18 protein-coding genes are annotated in these 16,396 nt (G+C 61.1%); 8 read left to right on the forward strand and 10 right to left on the reverse strand.

Annotation, left to right across the window (positions count from 1 at the left end; translation table 11 throughout):
* Window positions 1-50: 50 nt before the first annotated feature.
* Window positions 51-1,016 (reverse strand): GlxA family transcriptional regulator, encoded by a 966-nt coding sequence (locus ACXX83_RS14045; RefSeq protein ID WP_458548845.1) that lies wholly within the window; start codon window positions 1,014-1,016, stop codon window positions 51-53.
* Window positions 1,017-1,120: 104 nt separating this feature from the next.
* Here ACXX83_RS14045 and ACXX83_RS14050 point away from each other — a divergent pair, with 104 nt between their 5' ends.
* The 5 genes from ACXX83_RS14050 to ACXX83_RS14070 all read left to right on the forward strand — a co-directional run bounded on the left by ACXX83_RS14050 (window position 1,121) and on the right by ACXX83_RS14070 (window position 3,531).
* A complete protein-coding gene (locus tag ACXX83_RS14050; protein ID WP_015094447.1) occupies window positions 1,121-1,690 on the forward strand; it encodes an acyl-CoA thioesterase in 570 nt (189 codons plus the stop codon).
* 77 nt (window positions 1,691-1,767) lie between these two features.
* Window positions 1,768-2,142 (forward strand): hypothetical protein, encoded by a 375-nt coding sequence (locus ACXX83_RS14055; protein WP_458548846.1) that lies wholly within the window; start codon window positions 1,768-1,770, stop codon window positions 2,140-2,142.
* Window positions 2,139-2,339 carry a helix-turn-helix transcriptional regulator gene (locus ACXX83_RS14060; RefSeq protein ID WP_458548847.1) on the forward strand — a complete coding sequence of 67 codons (201 nt, stop codon included), beginning with the start codon at window positions 2,139-2,141 and terminating at the stop codon, window positions 2,337-2,339. The genes ACXX83_RS14055 and ACXX83_RS14060 overlap by 4 nt, the downstream gene beginning before the upstream one ends.
* A 27-nt stretch (window positions 2,340-2,366) precedes the next feature.
* Entirely contained in the window at window positions 2,367-3,110 is a 744-nt protein-coding gene (locus ACXX83_RS14065; protein WP_458548849.1) for an SGNH/GDSL hydrolase family protein, read from the forward strand.
* Entirely contained in the window at window positions 3,103-3,531 is a 429-nt protein-coding gene (locus tag ACXX83_RS14070) for a nuclear transport factor 2 family protein (RefSeq protein WP_458548850.1), read from the forward strand. The genes ACXX83_RS14065 and ACXX83_RS14070 overlap by 8 nt, the downstream gene beginning before the upstream one ends.
* A 287-nt stretch (window positions 3,532-3,818) precedes the next feature.
* Here the strand turns inward: ACXX83_RS14070 and ACXX83_RS14075 are convergent, their stop codons facing one another.
* From ACXX83_RS14075 to ACXX83_RS14090, 4 genes are all read right to left on the reverse strand, one after another.
* On the reverse strand, window positions 3,819-4,208 hold the full coding sequence (locus ACXX83_RS14075; protein WP_458548851.1) for a c-type cytochrome: 390 nt from the start codon (window positions 4,206-4,208) through the stop codon (window positions 3,819-3,821).
* A gap of 187 nt (window positions 4,209-4,395) precedes the next feature.
* Window positions 4,396-4,776 carry a DUF1801 domain-containing protein gene (locus ACXX83_RS14080; protein ID WP_217835671.1) on the reverse strand — a complete coding sequence of 127 codons (381 nt, stop codon included), beginning with the start codon at window positions 4,774-4,776 and terminating at the stop codon, window positions 4,396-4,398.
* Between the two features lie 261 nt (window positions 4,777-5,037).
* Window positions 5,038-5,376: a YgdI/YgdR family lipoprotein gene (locus tag ACXX83_RS14085; protein WP_217835672.1), complete on the reverse strand. Its 339-nt coding sequence runs from the start codon at window positions 5,374-5,376 to the stop codon at window positions 5,038-5,040.
* A gap of 67 nt (window positions 5,377-5,443) precedes the next feature.
* Window positions 5,444-6,106, reverse strand: coding sequence for an ATPase (locus ACXX83_RS14090; protein ID WP_458548852.1), 663 nt, complete (start codon window positions 6,104-6,106; stop codon window positions 5,444-5,446).
* A gap of 230 nt (window positions 6,107-6,336) precedes the next feature.
* Here ACXX83_RS14090 and ACXX83_RS14095 point away from each other — a divergent pair, with 230 nt between their 5' ends.
* Window positions 6,337-6,642, forward strand: a complete 306-nt coding sequence (locus ACXX83_RS14095; protein ID WP_458548853.1) for an NIPSNAP family protein — start codon at window positions 6,337-6,339, stop codon at window positions 6,640-6,642.
* A 13-nt stretch (window positions 6,643-6,655) separates the two neighbouring features.
* Here ACXX83_RS14095 and ACXX83_RS14100 read toward each other — a convergent pair whose 3' ends face one another.
* The 5 genes from ACXX83_RS14100 to speB form a co-directional block, all read right to left on the reverse strand.
* Window positions 6,656-7,114, reverse strand: a complete 459-nt coding sequence (locus tag ACXX83_RS14100; protein ID WP_458548854.1) for a GNAT family N-acetyltransferase — start codon at window positions 7,112-7,114, stop codon at window positions 6,656-6,658.
* Window positions 7,115-7,324: 210 nt separating this feature from the next.
* Window positions 7,325-9,013, reverse strand: coding sequence for a choline dehydrogenase (gene betA / locus ACXX83_RS14105; protein ID WP_095966459.1), 1,689 nt, complete (start codon window positions 9,011-9,013; stop codon window positions 7,325-7,327).
* Window positions 9,014-9,030: 17 nt separating this feature from the next.
* On the reverse strand, window positions 9,031-10,605 hold the full coding sequence (locus ACXX83_RS14110) for a purine-cytosine permease family protein (RefSeq protein ID WP_126046346.1): 1,575 nt from the start codon (window positions 10,603-10,605) through the stop codon (window positions 9,031-9,033).
* A 219-nt stretch (window positions 10,606-10,824) separates the two neighbouring features.
* A complete protein-coding gene (locus ACXX83_RS14115; RefSeq protein WP_217835675.1) occupies window positions 10,825-12,336 on the reverse strand; it encodes an aldehyde dehydrogenase family protein in 1,512 nt (503 codons plus the stop codon).
* Window positions 12,337-12,405: 69 nt separating this feature from the next.
* A complete protein-coding gene (speB, locus tag ACXX83_RS14120) occupies window positions 12,406-13,407 on the reverse strand; it encodes an agmatinase (RefSeq protein ID WP_104447745.1) in 1,002 nt (333 codons plus the stop codon).
* 151 nt (window positions 13,408-13,558) lie between these two features.
* Between speB and ACXX83_RS14125 the strand changes: the two genes are divergently transcribed.
* Complete coding sequence (locus ACXX83_RS14125) at window positions 13,559-14,473, forward strand: LysR family transcriptional regulator (protein WP_015094432.1); 915 nt, start codon at window positions 13,559-13,561, stop codon at window positions 14,471-14,473.
* Window positions 14,474-14,542: 69 nt separating this feature from the next.
* Entirely contained in the window at window positions 14,543-16,051 is a 1,509-nt protein-coding gene (gcsR, locus tag ACXX83_RS14130) for a transcriptional regulator GcsR (protein WP_458548856.1), read from the forward strand.
* Window positions 16,052-16,396 lie beyond the last annotated feature (345 nt).

Raw genomic sequence — 16,396 nt, forward strand, 5'->3', positions numbered from 1 at the left:
ACGAAGAGCCCGGCCCAATCTGTCGGGTTTTCATGGACGCGCTTTGCTCTTCAGTTCGCTGCCGCCTGGAACCGCTTGCGGTAAGCCGCCGGCAGTAGCCCGACGCGTTGTTGAAACAGCCTGCGAAACGAGTTGCCATCCTCGTAGCCCACCGCATAGGTGATGCTGTCCAGCGTCATGCGTGTGGATTCAAGCAATTGCTTGGCCTTTTCCAGGCGCAAGGTCTGCAGGTAGGCAATCGGCGTGTAGCCGGTGGCGTCCTTGAAACGTCGCTTGAAGTTGCGCACGCCGAAGCCGAATTGTTGGGCCACATCATCGATCAACAACGGCTGATCGAAGTGTTCTTCCAGCCAGTATTGCACCCGCAGGATATCGCCATCACCGTGGCTCTTGGGCATTGACCACATCACATACACCGACTGCTCGCTGCGCACCGAGTCGACCAACAGGTACTTGCCACACTTTTGCGCCAGTTCCAGTGACGCAAAGCGACGCACCAGGTGCAGCAACAGGTCCATGGCCGCACTCGCGCCGCCGCTGGTGACCACGCGATTGTCCTCGCAAATGATTTGCCCTTCGTCGAGCAAGGCTTGGGTATAGCGGCGACGGAAAAGCTCGGCAAAAGCCCAGTGCGTGGTCGCACGGGTGCCGTTCAATAGCCCGGCCTCACCCAACATGAACGCCGCCGTGCACATGGAAGCCACCACCGCACCTTGGGCGTGCTGCTCACGCAGCCACGGTCCATAGGCACAAAAGGTCGGCAAGGCGTCCTTGAGGGTGAAGAGGAATCCCGGGATCAGGACCAGATCGGTTCGCGGGATCTCGCCAGTGGAACGGTTCACATGCAACCGCTGCCCGCCCCAGGCGGCGACATCGGCGCCATCGAGCGAAGCGCTGACCACCCTGAACGGTGGTGGATCGCTATCGGCGAACAGGTTGGCGGCACTGAGCACTTCCAGGGCCATGGTTGCGCTGGCGGCGGAGCATTGATCCGCCAGTAACAAGGTGATGTGCATAGCGACCCCATTGCGCTTTTCGCATGAAAAATGTCATTTGCGCACCTACCTTAGCCGATTTACAAGGCCTAAAGTGCAGCCATCAACCCAACGGTGGCGCACTTATGAATCTCTGGTTTCGACTTTTCCTCATGCTGTTGCGTCGCCCGTGGCGCAAACCCGTGGACGCCTCGGCGACCACCGTTGTGCGCATGCGCGTGTGGCCGCTGGATCTGGACCTCAACCGGCACGTCACCAACGGTCGCTATTTCACGCTGGCAGACATCGGGCGAATGGATTACGTACTGCGCAGCGGGGCCTTTCGTGTGGCGCTTCGTCATAAGGCCGTGCCGATTGTCGGCGATACCTGGGGCAAGTTCCGCCGAGAGTTGCGCCTGTTCGAAGCCTTTGAAATACATACCCGCATGCTTGGCTGGGACGACAAGTGGAGCTTTATGGAGCACCGTTTCGTCAGCAAGGGCCGGGTGGTCGGCGTGGTGGTGATGCGCGGTCTGTTCCGCGCGGGTAGAGGCACGGTGGCACCCGGTGAATTCGCGCTGGAGCTGGGTTTGCCAGAGCAATCGCCGTCGATGCCGCCATGGTTGACGGACTGGTCGCGTAACTGCAACGACATGAGCCATCAGTTGCGTACACAAGAGGCTCCGCCTGCGCGACAACCGGAGACAGTCGGCTGATCGCGATGTAAAACACCCTTTACATTTGTGAAATCCCCGGCGAATATGTAAAGGGTCTTTTACATCAGGAAGAAGCAATGAAACGCTATTACATGGAAATGGGTGCCGCGGCGGCGCTGTACTCGGTATTGCTGATCTTGTCGGTCATCCTGCTCAAGGATCAGCAAGATATGGCCATGGCGCTGAAGATCATCATCACGCTGTTGCCGGTGATTCCTGCGGGGCTGATGTGTTGGGCAGTGGTGCGCAACATGCGCACGCTGGACGAAATGCACTTGCGTATCCAGTACGAAGCGCTCGGTTTTGCCTTTGCCGCTTCGGCGCTGCTGACTTTCACTTACGGCTTTCTGGAGAATGTCGGCTTTCCGCACGTGTCCTGGGTCTGCGTGTGGCCAATGATGGGCCTGATGTGGATGATCGGGCTCAGACTGGCCAAGCGGCGCTACCAATGAAAAACCGTCTCAAGGAACTGCGTGCCGAACGCAATTGGTCGCAGGTCGATCTGGCGGCGTTATTGAATGTTTCACGGCAGACCATCAATGCCATCGAAAATGGCCGCTATGATCCCAGCCTGCCCTTGGCGTTCCAGATTGCCCGGGCATTTGCGCTGCCTATCGAAAGTATTTTCGATGACGAGTTCGCCGGCTAATCTCTCTCTTCAATCAGGCGCCTGCCCATGAGCCATACGGAAACCCTCGCCAAAATCCTGCTCGGCCCGTTGCTGCTGATGCAGGGCCTGTACACGCGACGGATGACGCCCAGGCTGCCGGAGGCCGAAGGTGAACGCCAGGGCGTGGCCGGCAGCGGCGATGCTCTGCGGTTGTTGATTGTCGGCGACAGCGCTGCGGCGGGGGTGGGTGCGGCGACTCAAGGTGAGGCGCTCAGCGGTCGGCTGGTGGAGCGCCTGGTCGAGGATTATCAGGTGTCATGGAAACTCTGGGCGCGCACCGGCCTGGATTCGCAAGGGTTGCTGGAGCTGCTCGAACAGCACACCCCCGAGCCGTTCGATGTGGCGCTGTTGTCGATTGGCGTCAACGATGTCACCAGCTCGCTCACCCTGGATCAGTGGCTCACTCGGCAACAGCGCTTAATGACGCTGTTGTGCGACAGGTTCGCGGTGAGGCAGATTGTGGTCTCGCCGCTTCCACCGATGCATTTGTTCCCCGCCCTGCCGCAGCCGCTACGCTGGTTTCTGGGGTTCAGGGCGCGTCGCTTCAACGCACATCTTGCGGATCTGGCCGCAGGCGTGGATCAATGCACGATGCTGACCACCCCGCTGGCACCCGAACCGGGCTTGATGGCCAGCGATGGTTTTCATCCGGGGCCGATGCTCTACCATCAATGGGCCGACGATGCCGCCAGGGTTATCGATCAACGCTTTCGCACCACAACAATAAAAACAGGAGTTGAAGATGTCTGAGCTGAACCTGAACCCCAATGTCGCAGCGTCCCTGAAGCAGTGGCACGCAATGCTCGGCAACCGCGACTTGAGCGCCTTGCCCGAACTGCTCGATCCGCAGGCGGTGTTCCGCTCGCCGATGGCGCACACGCCGTATCCGGGGGCGCCAGTGGTGTCGATGATCCTCAACACGGTCATGAACGTGTTCGAGAATTTTGCCTATCACCGCGAGCTGGCGACGGCGGATGGCTTGAACGTGATTCTCGAATTCAGCGCCCGGGTCGGCGATAAAGAGCTCAAGGGCATCGACATGATCCGCTTCAACGAACAGGGCAGGATTGTCGAGTTTGAAGTGATGGTGCGGCCGCTGAGTGGCTTGCAGGCGTTGGGTGAGGAAATGGGGCGGCGCCTCGGTGCTTATCTGAAGGCCAGCAAAGTCTGACTTACCTGATTCAACAAATACCCTTGTGGGAGCGGGCTTGCTCGCGAAGGCGGTGAAACAGTCGATAGAGATGTTGACTGACACTCCGCTTTCGCGAGCAAGCCCGCTCCCACAGGTTTTGTGTGCAACCTGGAGTCTTCACGCTATCGGCTGATGGCTGGTCACGCAGTGAATCACGCCACCAACAGCGGAGATCGCGTCGATGTCGAGCCGCACCACCTTGCGGTTAAGGTTGAGCAACACTGACTCGGTGGTGATCGGGTTTCCACAAGGCCGCCGGCGAGTGATTACTGCGCCGGAAAAGTTTGCAGATAGGCCAACAGGTCTTCGATTTTTTCCGGATCGCTCAGGCCCCAGAAAATCATGCGCGTGCCAGGCACCACTTTTTTCGGTGCTTCAAGGTAGGCGATCAGGGTTTCGCGATCCCAGACCAGGTTGGCGGATTTCATCGCGTCGGAATACACGTAGTCGGTGGTGACGGCGGAGTGGCGACCGATCACGCCATTGAGCTGCGGGCCGAAGAAGGCGCGAGCCGATTCGCCGATCTGATGGCAGCCGCTGCAGAGGCGCTTGTACACTTTCTCCCCGGCCTGGACATCGCCCGCAGCAAGGGTGGGTGCGCTGAACAGGCCAGCGCTGAGTGCCAGGGCGAGGGCCAGGGCGGCGATTTTCTTCATGTTGCGTTTCCAGTCTGCGAATGCTCGCTATTGGAACATGCAGGCCGGGGATACCCCAAGTGGTCAAATGGACGCAATCCCTGTGGGAGCGGGCTTGCTCGCGAAGAGGCCTTCACATTCAACATCGTAGGTGACTGGACTATCGCTTTCGCGAGCAAGCCCGCTCCCACAGGGACTTGTGCATGGCTTACTTTTTGTTGAGTTCAATGGCCGCCTGAATCAACGCCGTCAGCGCCGCTTCATCGATCTGCTCGCCCTCGCGGATATCGATGGCACGTCGAGTATTGCCTTCAAGGCTTGCATTGAACAGCTTCGACGGATCGTCCAGCGATGCTCCCTTGGCGAAGGTCAGCTTCACCACTTGCTTGTAAGTCTCGCCGGTGCAGAGGATGCCGGCACGGGACCACACCGGCACGCGCCACTTCCACTCTTCGATCACTTCGGGGTCGGCCTGGCGGATGATCTTGCGCATGCGGGCCAGGGTCTCGCCGCGCCAGTCGGCCAGTTCGCGGATTCGCTCGTCGATCAGTGCCGAGGCTTCGCTTGATTCAACCTTGTCCGTTTTCATCACTATCTGCCCCCTCATCATGATGGTTGTGACCGATGAGGGTAGACGCTGTTGGCGGGTTTTCACGGTGACGAACCTCAAGCCCGGCGCTGAAGGCCAGGAAGACGGCAGGGACGCTACGCCGATCCGACAAGCTCCCTCGCCACAATTGTTCATTTGTCATCGAATTGTCATGCACCGTCCGCCATACTCAGCTCATCCAATGCGTGCTTTAACTTTCTGCTGCCTCTCCCGGCGGCTTTTTTTTGCCTGAAATTGCGCTTACAGGCATTCCTGCGCCGCACGCTCGAAACTGGACGGCACGAAGGTCGACGCCAGCAGCTTGCGCTCGTACAGGAACACCTTGCCGCCGTTCGAGGCCTTGTAGGTTTCAAGCACGTTGTCCGCCGCCACTTTGCTCGATACGACGATCCGGTAGCTGCGCTGGGTCTGCGACACCGTGGGCGCCAGTGCATCGTGCTGCAACTTCGGCACCACGCAATGGGTGTACGCCTCGGGTGACTTGCTGGTCTGCAAGGTCATGGTCGGATTGTTCGGCGTGGCACAACCGGCCAGCAACAGCGAGGCGAAGGCCAGGGTCGGGGCAAAAAAAGTGCGCATGAATCAGGTCCTGAAAAGCAATCTACGGTGAATGGGCTTGCCCGCCGTTCCGCGGACGTCGGGCTGGTTAATGGGTTGCTGCGGTTAATCCGGCGGATACCAGCGCCTTCAACGACGCATCGAATTGCTTCAATGCTGTCAGTTGCAAGTCGCGTTGCTGTTCGATTTGCGCGGCAATCTCGGGCGCGGCCTTGTCATGCACCCACACCGACGGCAGCTGTTTTTCCACCGCGCCTTCGGCCTTGCCGATGTATTGCAGACTGGCGTCGTAAAACCGCGCGGCGAAACGCGCCTCGACCCGGTCGTTACGCTGGGTCAGCAACTGGTTGTGGGTATCGAGCATCACCACGACATCGGGATGGGCCTGCACCAGGGCATCAAGGTTGTCGTAGACCGTCACCGACAGAAAGCTCTTGTGCAACGAACTCAGCAGCCAGTCGATGGCCAGTAGCGGATCGGAGCTGTCGACGAAGGCCTGGCGAATTCGCGCATCCAGTGCGTTCTTCGCGCCGTTGACGGCCACCGAGTGGTATTGCTCAAGGTATTGCAGGTTTTCCACGGTGTTTTCGCTGTAGAGCACCCCGACCGTCTGACCATATTGCAACCCGCCCTGGCTACCGGTGATGGGCGGCAGGTGACAGGCGCGTTCGTCCTCGGCAAAGGCCGATGCGGTAGACGCAACACTGCCCAGCAACAGGGCAATCACAGCCAGTCGGGTCAAGATTTTCATCGCGCAGGTTCCTTGAGCAGCGTGTTCAATGCCGGCAATTTTCCGCCTTTGCGCAAAAAACAGAACTTGCGATTCTTGATGGTGACTATTGACTGAACCAATAGTGCGGCGGCGCCAGCACAGGCCTCTGGCGCAAACTTACCGGTCAATGTCGAACAAGCGGCTGTGCCGGGCGCCCACTGTTGATTACAGTGGCGACTGCCCTCAAAACCTGATCAAGGAGTGAAACAATGGTGACCTGCTACCTGAAATACGTGCTCGACCCCTACCAGCTCGATGCCTTCGAGCATTACGGCAAGTTGTGGATCCCTCTGGTGGAGAGGTTCGGCGGCCAGCACCACGGCTACTTTTTGCCTTCGGAGGGCGCCAACAACATCGCCCTGGCGCTGTTCACCTTTCCCAGCCTGGCGGCCTACGAACATTACCGGCAGCAATCGATGAACGATCCTGCGTGCATCGCGGCGTTCAAATACGCCGAAGACCGGAAATTCATCCTCAGCTACGAGCGTTCATTCATGCGGCCGGTGTTTGCCTGAAAGGCTTGCTGACTCAGTCTATTTTCAGATCCAGGCAGTAGGTGTAGTAACCGGGGTCGCGCACCCAGCCCAGGGACTCATACAAGCGCTGGGCGGTGAAATTGTCGGTGGCGGTTTCCAGGGTCATGCCTTTGCCACCGGCCAGCCTTGCAAAATCCCGGGCGGTGTTCATCAGCAAGGTGCCGACGCCTTTGCCCCGGGCAGCGGGCGTGGTGAACAGATCACCCAGCAGCCAGGTGCGATGGGCGTCGATCGAGGAAAAGGTCGGGAACAGCTGGACGAAGCCGAGGTTTTCACCGTCGTTGTCCCGGGCAAGAAAAATCACCGATTCATCCCGGGCAATGCGCTCGGCGATGAAGGCGCGCGACTGCGCCAGGTTCGACGGCTGCTCGTAGAACATCCGGTAGGCGTCAAACAGAGGGGCGATCTGGTCGATATGCGATGCGTCGGCGCGCAGGGCCTGAATAGCCATAAGGGTGCTCCATTGCGGTCTCAAGGATTTACAGACTAGCAATGGCAACGGAACAGCGACTTAAAATTTTCTGAAAGCACCGCCACCCAATGTGGGAGCGGGCTTGCTCGCGAAGAGGCCGTGTCAGTCGACATAAATGTTGAATGACACACCGCTTTCGCGAGCAAGCCCGCTCCCACATTAGGTTTGCACATTGATTGCGGGTTGCAATCAGACCCGCACATTACGCCCCGGCAATGAAGTACGCTGGCTGCTCTCCCAACCCTCCACCAGCCCCACCGGCACATCCGACGCCGGCAGCATCTGCACGCCACGCACCAGGTCGGACGCCCGCTCAGCCAGCATGATGGTCGGCGCATTGAGATTGCCGTTCGGCTCGGTCGGGAACACCGACGAATCGATCACCCGCAGACCGGCGATGCCGCGCACGCGCAATTCGGAATCAACCACCGCCATGTCATCCTCGCCCATGCGGCATGAACCGCAGGGATGGTAGGTGCTTTCCAGGTTGTCGCGCACGAAGGCGTCGAGGTCTTCGTCGCTGGTCACCTGCGCGCCCGGGGCGATTTCGCCGTCGCGGAAGCGGTCCATGGCTTTCTGGCCGATGATCTCGCGGGTCAGGCGAATGCAGCGGCGGAAGCCTTCGCGGTCCTCTTCCCGCTCCAGATAGTTGAAGCGAATCTCCGGATGCTCGTACGGGTCGGCCGAGCGCACGCGCACGTAACCACGGCTTTTCGGTTTGTTGGGACCTGTGAGCACCATGAAGCCATGGCCCTTGATTGGCTTGTTGCCGTCGTAGCGCATCGCTGCCGGCAGAAAGTGGAACTGGATGTCCGGCCAGCGCAGGCCTTTCTCGGAGCGAATGAAGCCACCGGCCTCGAAGTGGTTGGTGGCGCCCAGGCCGTCCTTGAACAGCAGCCAGCGCAGACCGATCATCAGCTTGCTCAGCGGGTCCATCTTGCTGTTGAGGGTCACCGGTTCCTTGCAGCCGAACTGGATGTACACCTCGGCGTGATCCTGCAGGTTCTCCCCTACCCCCGGCAAGTCATGGCGCACGCCAATCCCGGCCTTGCGCAGGACGTCCGCCGGGCCGATGCCGGAGCGTTGCAGCAGGTGCGGCGAGCCGATCGGGCCGGACGAGATCAGCACTTCGCGGTTGCAAAGCACCTGGTGGGTCTGGCCGCCGTGGTCATACATGACCCCCACCGCACGCTTGCCTTCGAGGATGACCTGGCGGGTCATCGCATGGGTGATCACCGTCAGGTTCGGACGGCCCATGGCCGGACGCAGATAGGCATTGGCCGTGGAGCAGCGCACGCCATTCTTCACGGTCATGTGCATGGCGCCGAAACCTTCCTGCATGTAGCCGTTGCAGTCTTCGGTCTTGATGTAGCCCGCCTCCGCGCCGGCTTCGACCCAGGCCCCGTACAGCGGGTTTTTCATGTGGTTGCCGTTGGTGGTGTGCAAGGGTCCGGTCTGCCCGCGATAGCTGTCGCCGCCCGACTCATAGCTCTCGGCACGCTTGAAGTACGGCAGGCAGTTGCGATAGCCCCAGCCTTCAGCGCCCAGGGATTCCCACTCGTCGAAATCCAGCGCATGACCACGGATGTACACCAGGCCGTTGATCGAAGACGAACCGCCCAGCACCTTGCCCCGTGGGCAGTGAATGCGCCTGCCGTTGAGGAAAGTCTCCGGCTCGGTCTCGTAGCGCCAGTTGTACTTCTTGGTGTTCATCGGGATCGAGAAGGCACTGGGCATCTGGATCACTACGCTCTTGTCGCTGCCGCCGAATTCCAGGACCAGCACCGAGGTGGCCGGATCTTCGCTCAGGCGGTTGGCCAACACACAACCTGCCGAGCCTGCGCCAATGATGATGTAGTCGTATTTTTGCGTAGCCATTTTTTGCGTGGTCATGACTATCTCCCGACCGTCGATTCAGTGAATACCGGCAGTGGCTGCTGTTTGTGGGTCAGCGTGTCGCCGGTGGTGTATTGCGGGGAGGTTTTCTCGATCTGCTGGATCACCGCTTCTTCGCGCTTGAGGTCGATCGAGCGGCTCAGCCAGTAGTACGCCAGGCCCGAGACAATCAGCCCGACCAGCCAGGCGATGTCGATGCTGCCCAGTGCCTTGGCGAGCGGGCCGACATACACCTCGCGCTGTTCAACGCCGTCGAAGATGTAGAAGAACGGAATCATCGAGATAAAACCGATGGCGTAGGCGGCGATGCCGCGCAGTCCCCAGCTGCCATAGATGTTGCCGTGGGGCATGAAGAAGTGCGGGATGGCGTAGCGGCCCTTGCGCACGAAGAAGTAATCGGTGAGGTTGACCGAGGTCCAGGGCACCAGGAAGTACAGCATCACCACCAGGTAGATCCCCAGCACCGACAGGCCTTTGCCCGAACTCTGGATGCTCAGGGCCACGCCCAGTTGCAGCAGGATCACGAAGCCGATGGCCAGGATGCGTGCCTTGCGGGTGGGTTCGATGTGCTTGATCGAGTCGACGCAGGTCAGCGTGGTCAGCTTGGCGCTGTAGATGTTCATCGCGATCACCGGCAGGAACGCCAGGATAGTGACGACCACCACCGCCGTACCCATCAGTGGCGACACGGTGTTGCCGACTTGCCCCAGGGCCACCAGCACGTCAGTGGTATGCAGGTGATCGGCCAGCCAGCCACCCACGGAAATCATCCATGCACCGGACAGCGAAGCCCCGAGGAACACCACCGCGATCAGCTTGCCGCTGGAAGTGTTTTTCGGCAGGTAGCGCGAGTAGTCCGACACATAGGGCGCATAGGCGATGTTGTAGCTGGCGGCCGCCGCAAACTGCGCAATGAAACCGGTCCAGTTGAAGCCCAGCGGCTCACGGGCCACTTCGCCTTCCGCGAGTGCCGGCAGCACCGCATCCGGCACCCACCCCATCAGCACCGCCATGGTCACCAGGCCATACAGCGGCAACGACAGGAACAGCGCCCATTTGAAGCTGCGGTGCATCCAGTCATGGCCGAGAATCGCCAGCACCGCCGCCGGGATGGTCACCGCCACCGCGATCACCGCAGGGCTGAAACCGAACAGCGTGTGCAGCCCCTGCATCATCAACACCAGGTTGACGATGTTGAAGCCGGCGAACACGAACAGCGTCGCCAGCAGCACCAGGATCACCCCGCGATAACCGAACTGCGCGCGGGACTGGATCATCTGCGGCAGGCCCAGGTGTGGGCCTTGCGAACCGTGAAACGCCATGAACAGCGTGCCGAACATGATGCCCAGCGTGCCGGCGAGCGTGGTCCAGAGCGCGGTCAGGCCGACGCTCGGGCCGACGAAGCCGATGGTCATGGTGAAGAAGGTGAAATTGCCGAGGAACCAGAACGGGCCCTGGCTCGACAGTTTGTCGGTGCGCTCGTTCTCGGGGATGAAGTCGATCGAATGCCCCTCGACGACGGATTTTTCGTCGAGGCTGGACACGCTCGGGGCGGACTTGGCGTTAGTGTTCATGATGGACTCTTATTGTTGGAAGATCATGACGAGATAACCGCGTTCTTTCGGGGGAACGACGCCCCTGTGGCGAGGGAGCTTGCTCCCGTTGGACTGCGCAGCAGTCCCATTTTCAGGGCCGCTTCGCGCCCCAGCGGGAGCAAGCTCCCTCGCCACAGGTTCAGTGTTGCCCGTGCCTACCTGGCGTTGTTGCAGATGCCTTTTGATTGTGGGGGCTCATCAGCCTGGCAGCGTGATCCAGACCGCCTTGGTTTCGAGCAGGTAATCGAGCTGCTCGGCGCCCAGGTCCTTGCCGAACCCGGACTGCTTGTAGCCACCGAACGGCATCGACGGATCGAGGGTGCCGTGGGCATTGACGTAGACCGAGCCGGCCTTGAGGCGCGGGATCAAGCTGTGCACTTTGCCAAGGTCGTTGGAATACAGTGCGGCTGCCAGGCCGTAAGGCGAGTCGTTGGCCAGGGCCAGGGCCTCTTCCTCATCGTCGAAGGGTGCGGTGACCAGCACCGGCCCGAAGATCTCTTCCTGGACAATGCGCATGTCGTTGCGGCAATGGGCGAAGATGGTCGGCTCGACGAAGAAGCCTGGGCCATCGATCGCTTGTCCGCCGTAGACCAGTTTGGCGCCTTCAGCCTTGCCGGTCTCGATGTACTCGGTCACGCGCTGCTTTTGCAGGGCCGAAACCAGTGGGCCGATGAAGCAGTCCGGGTCCAGGCCCGGGGCCATTTTCAGGGTGCGTGTATAGGCGATCAGCTCACCCAGGAATTGGTCGTAGACACTGCTATGAATATAGGCCCGTGTACCGGCGTCGCATACCTGCCCGGAGTTGAAAAACACGCCATTGGCGACCGCTTGGGCGGCGGCCGGGATGTCGGCGTCGGCGCAGACGATGACCGGTGATTTACCACCGAGTTCGAGGGTCAGGCGCTTCATGTCATCCAGCGCTGCGCGGCCGACAGTCTGGCCGACCGGGGTCGAGCCGGTGAAGGTCAGTTTGTCGATGCCGGGGTGGGTGGCCATGGCCGCACCGACCACACTGCCGCGCCCGGTGACGATGTTGATCACGCCGTCGGGGATGCCCGCTTCCTGCACCAGTTCAGCAAAACGCAGGGCCGACAACGAGGTCAGTTCGGCGGGTTTGACTACCACTGTGCAGCCGGTCGCCAGCGCCGCGCCGAGCTTCCAGGCCATGGTCTGCAGCGGGAAGTTCCACGGCACGATGGCGCCGACTACGCCGACCGCTTCCTTGCGGGTATAGGCCAGGTAGTTGCCCGGCAGCGAAGGTTCGACGGTACGGCCGTGCAGCTTGGTGGCCCAGCCGGCGAAATAACGCAGGGTATCGACGGTTCCCTGGATGTCCACGTCCTTGGCGAAGGCCACGGATTTGCCCATGTCGATCGATTCGATTTCCGCCAGTTCGGCAGCGTTCTGTTCGATCAGGTCGGCCAGGCGCTGCATCATGCGCTCGCGCTCGGCCGGTTTGGCCTGACGCCAGGCGCCGCCGTCGAACTGCGCGCGGGCGGCTTGCACGGCGCGGTCCAGGTCATCGGTGGTTCCCATGGGAATGCGGGTGATCAGGCCTTCGGTCGAAGGTTCGATGACATCGGAGGTCTGGCCGTCGCTGGCTTCGACCCAGGCGCCGCCGATGAACATTTTCTGGATCTTGCTGAGAAAGGTCTGGGTGGCTTCGCTGACGCCGAATTTCTGCAGGTAACTCTTGACGATCGTGTCCATTTTTATTCTCTCTGCCCGGCAGTCAGGTCCTGCCGGGGCTCTGGTTTCTGAGCTTTGTGGTTTCGATGATCAGGCTGGAGTCGACTCGCTCTCGGCGGCCGCACGTACCTTGCCGCGCTCGTGGAAGATGAAACCGATGCTGTTGAGCAGCAGTTGCGCGGCGAGGATCGAGGTCATGCCGGTCGGGTCGTACACCGGCGCCACTTCCACCAGGTCCATGCCGACGATGTTGCCCTTGCTGCGCTTGGCCAGGGCCTGGATGATTTCCAGCACTTCGTAGTAGAGGAAGCCGCCGTGGCTCGGGGTGCCGGTGCCGGGGGCGATGGACGGGTCGAAACCGTCGATGTCGATGGTGATGTAGTAGTTGATGTTCTGCGGGATCAGCGCCAGCACACCCTCGACGCCGAGGCGGCGCACGTCGCGCACCGAGAGGATTTTCGAGCCGGCTTCATGGGCCGCTTCGTAGTCGTCACGGTTGGACGAGGACACGTTGCGGATGCCCATCTGGGTCATGCCGACGATGTGGTTCATTTCGGATGCACGGCGCAGCGGATTGCCGTGGCCGTAGCGCACACCGTGGCGCTCGTCGACGAAATCCAGGTGCGCATCGAAGTGGATGATGTGGATCGGGCCGCGGCCTTCGAAGGCCTTGATCACCGGCGCGTGCACCGAGTGGTCGCCGCCGAGCACCACCGGCATCACGCCGGCATCGAGGATCTTGCGCACGGCGTATTCGGTGTTCTTGTTGCTGGTGGCCATGTCGGTGTGGACGATGTCGGCATCACCGACGTCGACCATGCGCACATCCGATGCGGTGAGGTACATCACGTCATCTTCGTGATCGTAGGCGCCGGCGTGGCCGAAGGAAAACAGCGTCGATGCTTCACGAATCCCGCGGGGTCCGAAGCGTGCGCCGGAGCGCCACTGGGTGCCCATGTCGTTGGGCACGCCCAGCACCGCGACGTCGGCATCCAGTGCATCCCAATCGGTGCACACCGGGGATTTGCCAAAGGTGCAATGACCCACGAATGGCAGGTTCAGGCGACCGGATTCATAACCGTTGTTCGACATTTCTAGCCTCTCCACTTCTTGTTATCGGCCTGGCGGACTGCAAGGCGACCGTCGTTGGAAAGACTATGGGCGCAGGTTTTCGTGGAAAAAATACTAAACATCAGATACTCATATCGGCATTCCCGATGCGTCCACCGGCCGGAGGTCCAAGATGATCCAGCTGCACGATGTCGACCTGAAACTGCTCAGGGTGTTTGCCACGATTGTCCGCTGCGGCGGCTTCTCGGCTGCACAGGCGGCGCTGAATGCCGGGCAGTCGACCATCAGCGAGCAGATGACCCACCTGGAAACCCGCCTGGGGGTCAAACTCTGCCAGCGCGGGCGCAGCGGCTTTCGCCTGACCGAACAGGGCGTGGCGATTCATGAAGCCACCCAGCGCCTGCTGTCGGCGGTGGAGAACTTCTGCATGGACGCCGACGTGCTCAAGCAGCACATCAGCGGCAAGCTCAATCTGGGGATCATCGACACCACGATCACCGATCCCGACTCGCCGATCCCGCGCACCACCCAGCGCTTCGTTTCCCGCGGCCACGACGTGCACCTGAACGTGTACGTCGGTACCCCGGCGGAACTCGAAGAACGGGTGCTCGACGGTCGCCTGCACCTGGCCATCGGGCACTTCCCGATCCATGTACCGGGGCTGCTGCAATCGCCGCTGTACCAGGAAGCCCTGGGCTTGTATTGCGGGCGGCGCCACCCGCTGTTTGGCAGCCAGGCTGAAGGTGCGGAACTGCTCGAGGAAGTCGCCGCCGGGCGCATCGTCGTGCGCGGCTACATGCAGCAATACGACCTCGAACACCTGGGCGTCAGCAAGGCGGCCGCCACTGTCGATAACATCGAGGCTTCGGCCATCCTGATCATCTCCGGCGCCTATGTGGGCTTCCTGCCCGAGCACTTCGCCAGCCAGTGGGTCAAGAGCGGCGAGATGCACCAACTGGCAGCCGCGAGCCTGCGCCTGAAGTCACCCTTCGATGTGATCACCCGGCGCGGCACGGCGCCGCCGCCCATCCTCCAGGCGTTCCTCGAGGACCTGGCCGCCAGCGCCCGTAAAACCGCCAAGCCGTGATATGACACTCGCCAAATTGAAATTTTGCCGGGCATACTGATTTTAGTTCGCCAACCTTGCAGGCCCGTCATGCGCATCCACGTCACCTTCATCGACCGCGTCGGCATCACCCAGGAAGTGCTGGCCCTGCTCGGTGGACGCAGTTTCAACCTGGACGCTGTGGAGATGGTCCCGCCCAACGTCTACATCGATGCGCCGACCCTCGGCGCCGAGGTGCTCGAAGAGTTGCGCGAAGCCCTTTTCGATGTGCGCGGCGTGCAGGCCGTGACCATGGTCGACATCCTTCCGGGGCAACGCCGGCGCCTGCAACTGGACGCCTTGCTGGCCGCCAGTTCCGACCCGGTGCTGGCGGTGGATGACCGTGGTCATGTGCTGCTGGCCAACCCGGCGCTGATCGCCCTGTGCGGCCGCGAACCGGCCGGTGAGTCGCTGACCGCCCTGTTCGACGATGCCGATTTGCAGCGCACCCTGATCGCCCATCATTTCCGCCTGCCGATGCACGAGGTCAGTCTCGGCGGCCAGACCTTGCTCCTCGACGCGATGCCGATCACCGACGCCGGCGCCCTGCTCACCCTGTATCAACCCAATCGCATCGGCGAACGCCTGTCGGCGCTGCACCACGACCATGCCGAAGGCTTCGATGCGCTGCTCGGCGAATCGCCGCCGATCCGTGCGCTCAAAGCCCGCGCCCAACGGGTCGCAGCATTGGATGCGCCACTGTTGATCCAGGGTGAAACCGGCACCGGCAAGGAGCTGGTGGCCCGTGCCTGCCATGCCATCAGCCCGCGTCACGACGCGCCATTCCTGGCCCTGAACTGCGCGGCACTGCCGGAGAGCCTCGCTGAAAGCGAGCTGTTCGGCTACGCCCCCGGCGCCTTCACCGGCGCGCAACGGGGCGGCAAGCTCGGCCTGCTGGAACTGGCCGACCAGGGCACGGTATTCCTCGATGAAGTGGGGGAAATGTCGCCTTACCTGCAAGCCAAGTTGCTGCGTTTCTTGAGCGATGGTTGCTTCCGTCGGGTGGGGGGCGACAAGGAAGTGCGGGTCAATGTGCGGGTGCTCAGCGCCACCCACCGCGACCTGGAAAAAATGGTCGCCGAAGGACGTTTCCGCGAAGACCTGTTCTACCGCCTCAACGTGCTCAACCTGCAAGTGCCGCCGCTGCGCGAACGCGGTCACGACATCCTGCTGATGGCCAATCACTTCATGCAACAGGCCTGCGCGCAGATCCAGCGACCGGCCTGTCGCCTGGCACCGAGCACCTTCAGCGCCCTGCTCGGCAATCGCTGGCCGGGCAACGTGCGGCAACTGCAAAACGTGATCTTTCGCGCGGCGGCGATTTGCGAAAATCCGTTGGTGGACATCGACGACCTCGACATCGCCCGCACCGCCGTCGAGCGGCAAAACGACGGTGAAGTGGGCAGCCTGGAAGAGGCTGTTGGCGACTTTGAAAAGAACCTGCTGGAACAGCTTTATCGCAGCTATCCGTCCAGTCGGTTGCTCGCTGCGCGGTTGCAGACGTCCCATAGCGCCATCGCGATTCGCCTGCGCAAGTATGGGATTCCCAGCAAACCGTAAGACTGACTCGGTCAAAATGTGGGAGCGGGCTTGCTCGCGAATGCGGTGTTTCATTCACCATCAGTGTTGCCTGACAGGGCGCCTTCGCGAGCAAGCCCGCTCCCACAGGGGGATCAGTGTTGTTGCCGGATTCTCTGTCTGAAAATCGATACGGCGTAGCGAAATCAAGACAACCACTTGCCTGCCAGCAATCACGGCGCTTGCGTCCGGGGCTTTGCTTGCCCGTATTGATTTCAATACAGCACTCGTCATCCCCCTTCTTGCAAAAACACTTCAAACCATTGATTTAAAATAACTAATAAACCTTGGCACCGCCCTTGCTATCACTCCTCCAACCCCGCTCGT

Source organism: Pseudomonas sp. GNP012 (assembly GCF_054343835.1).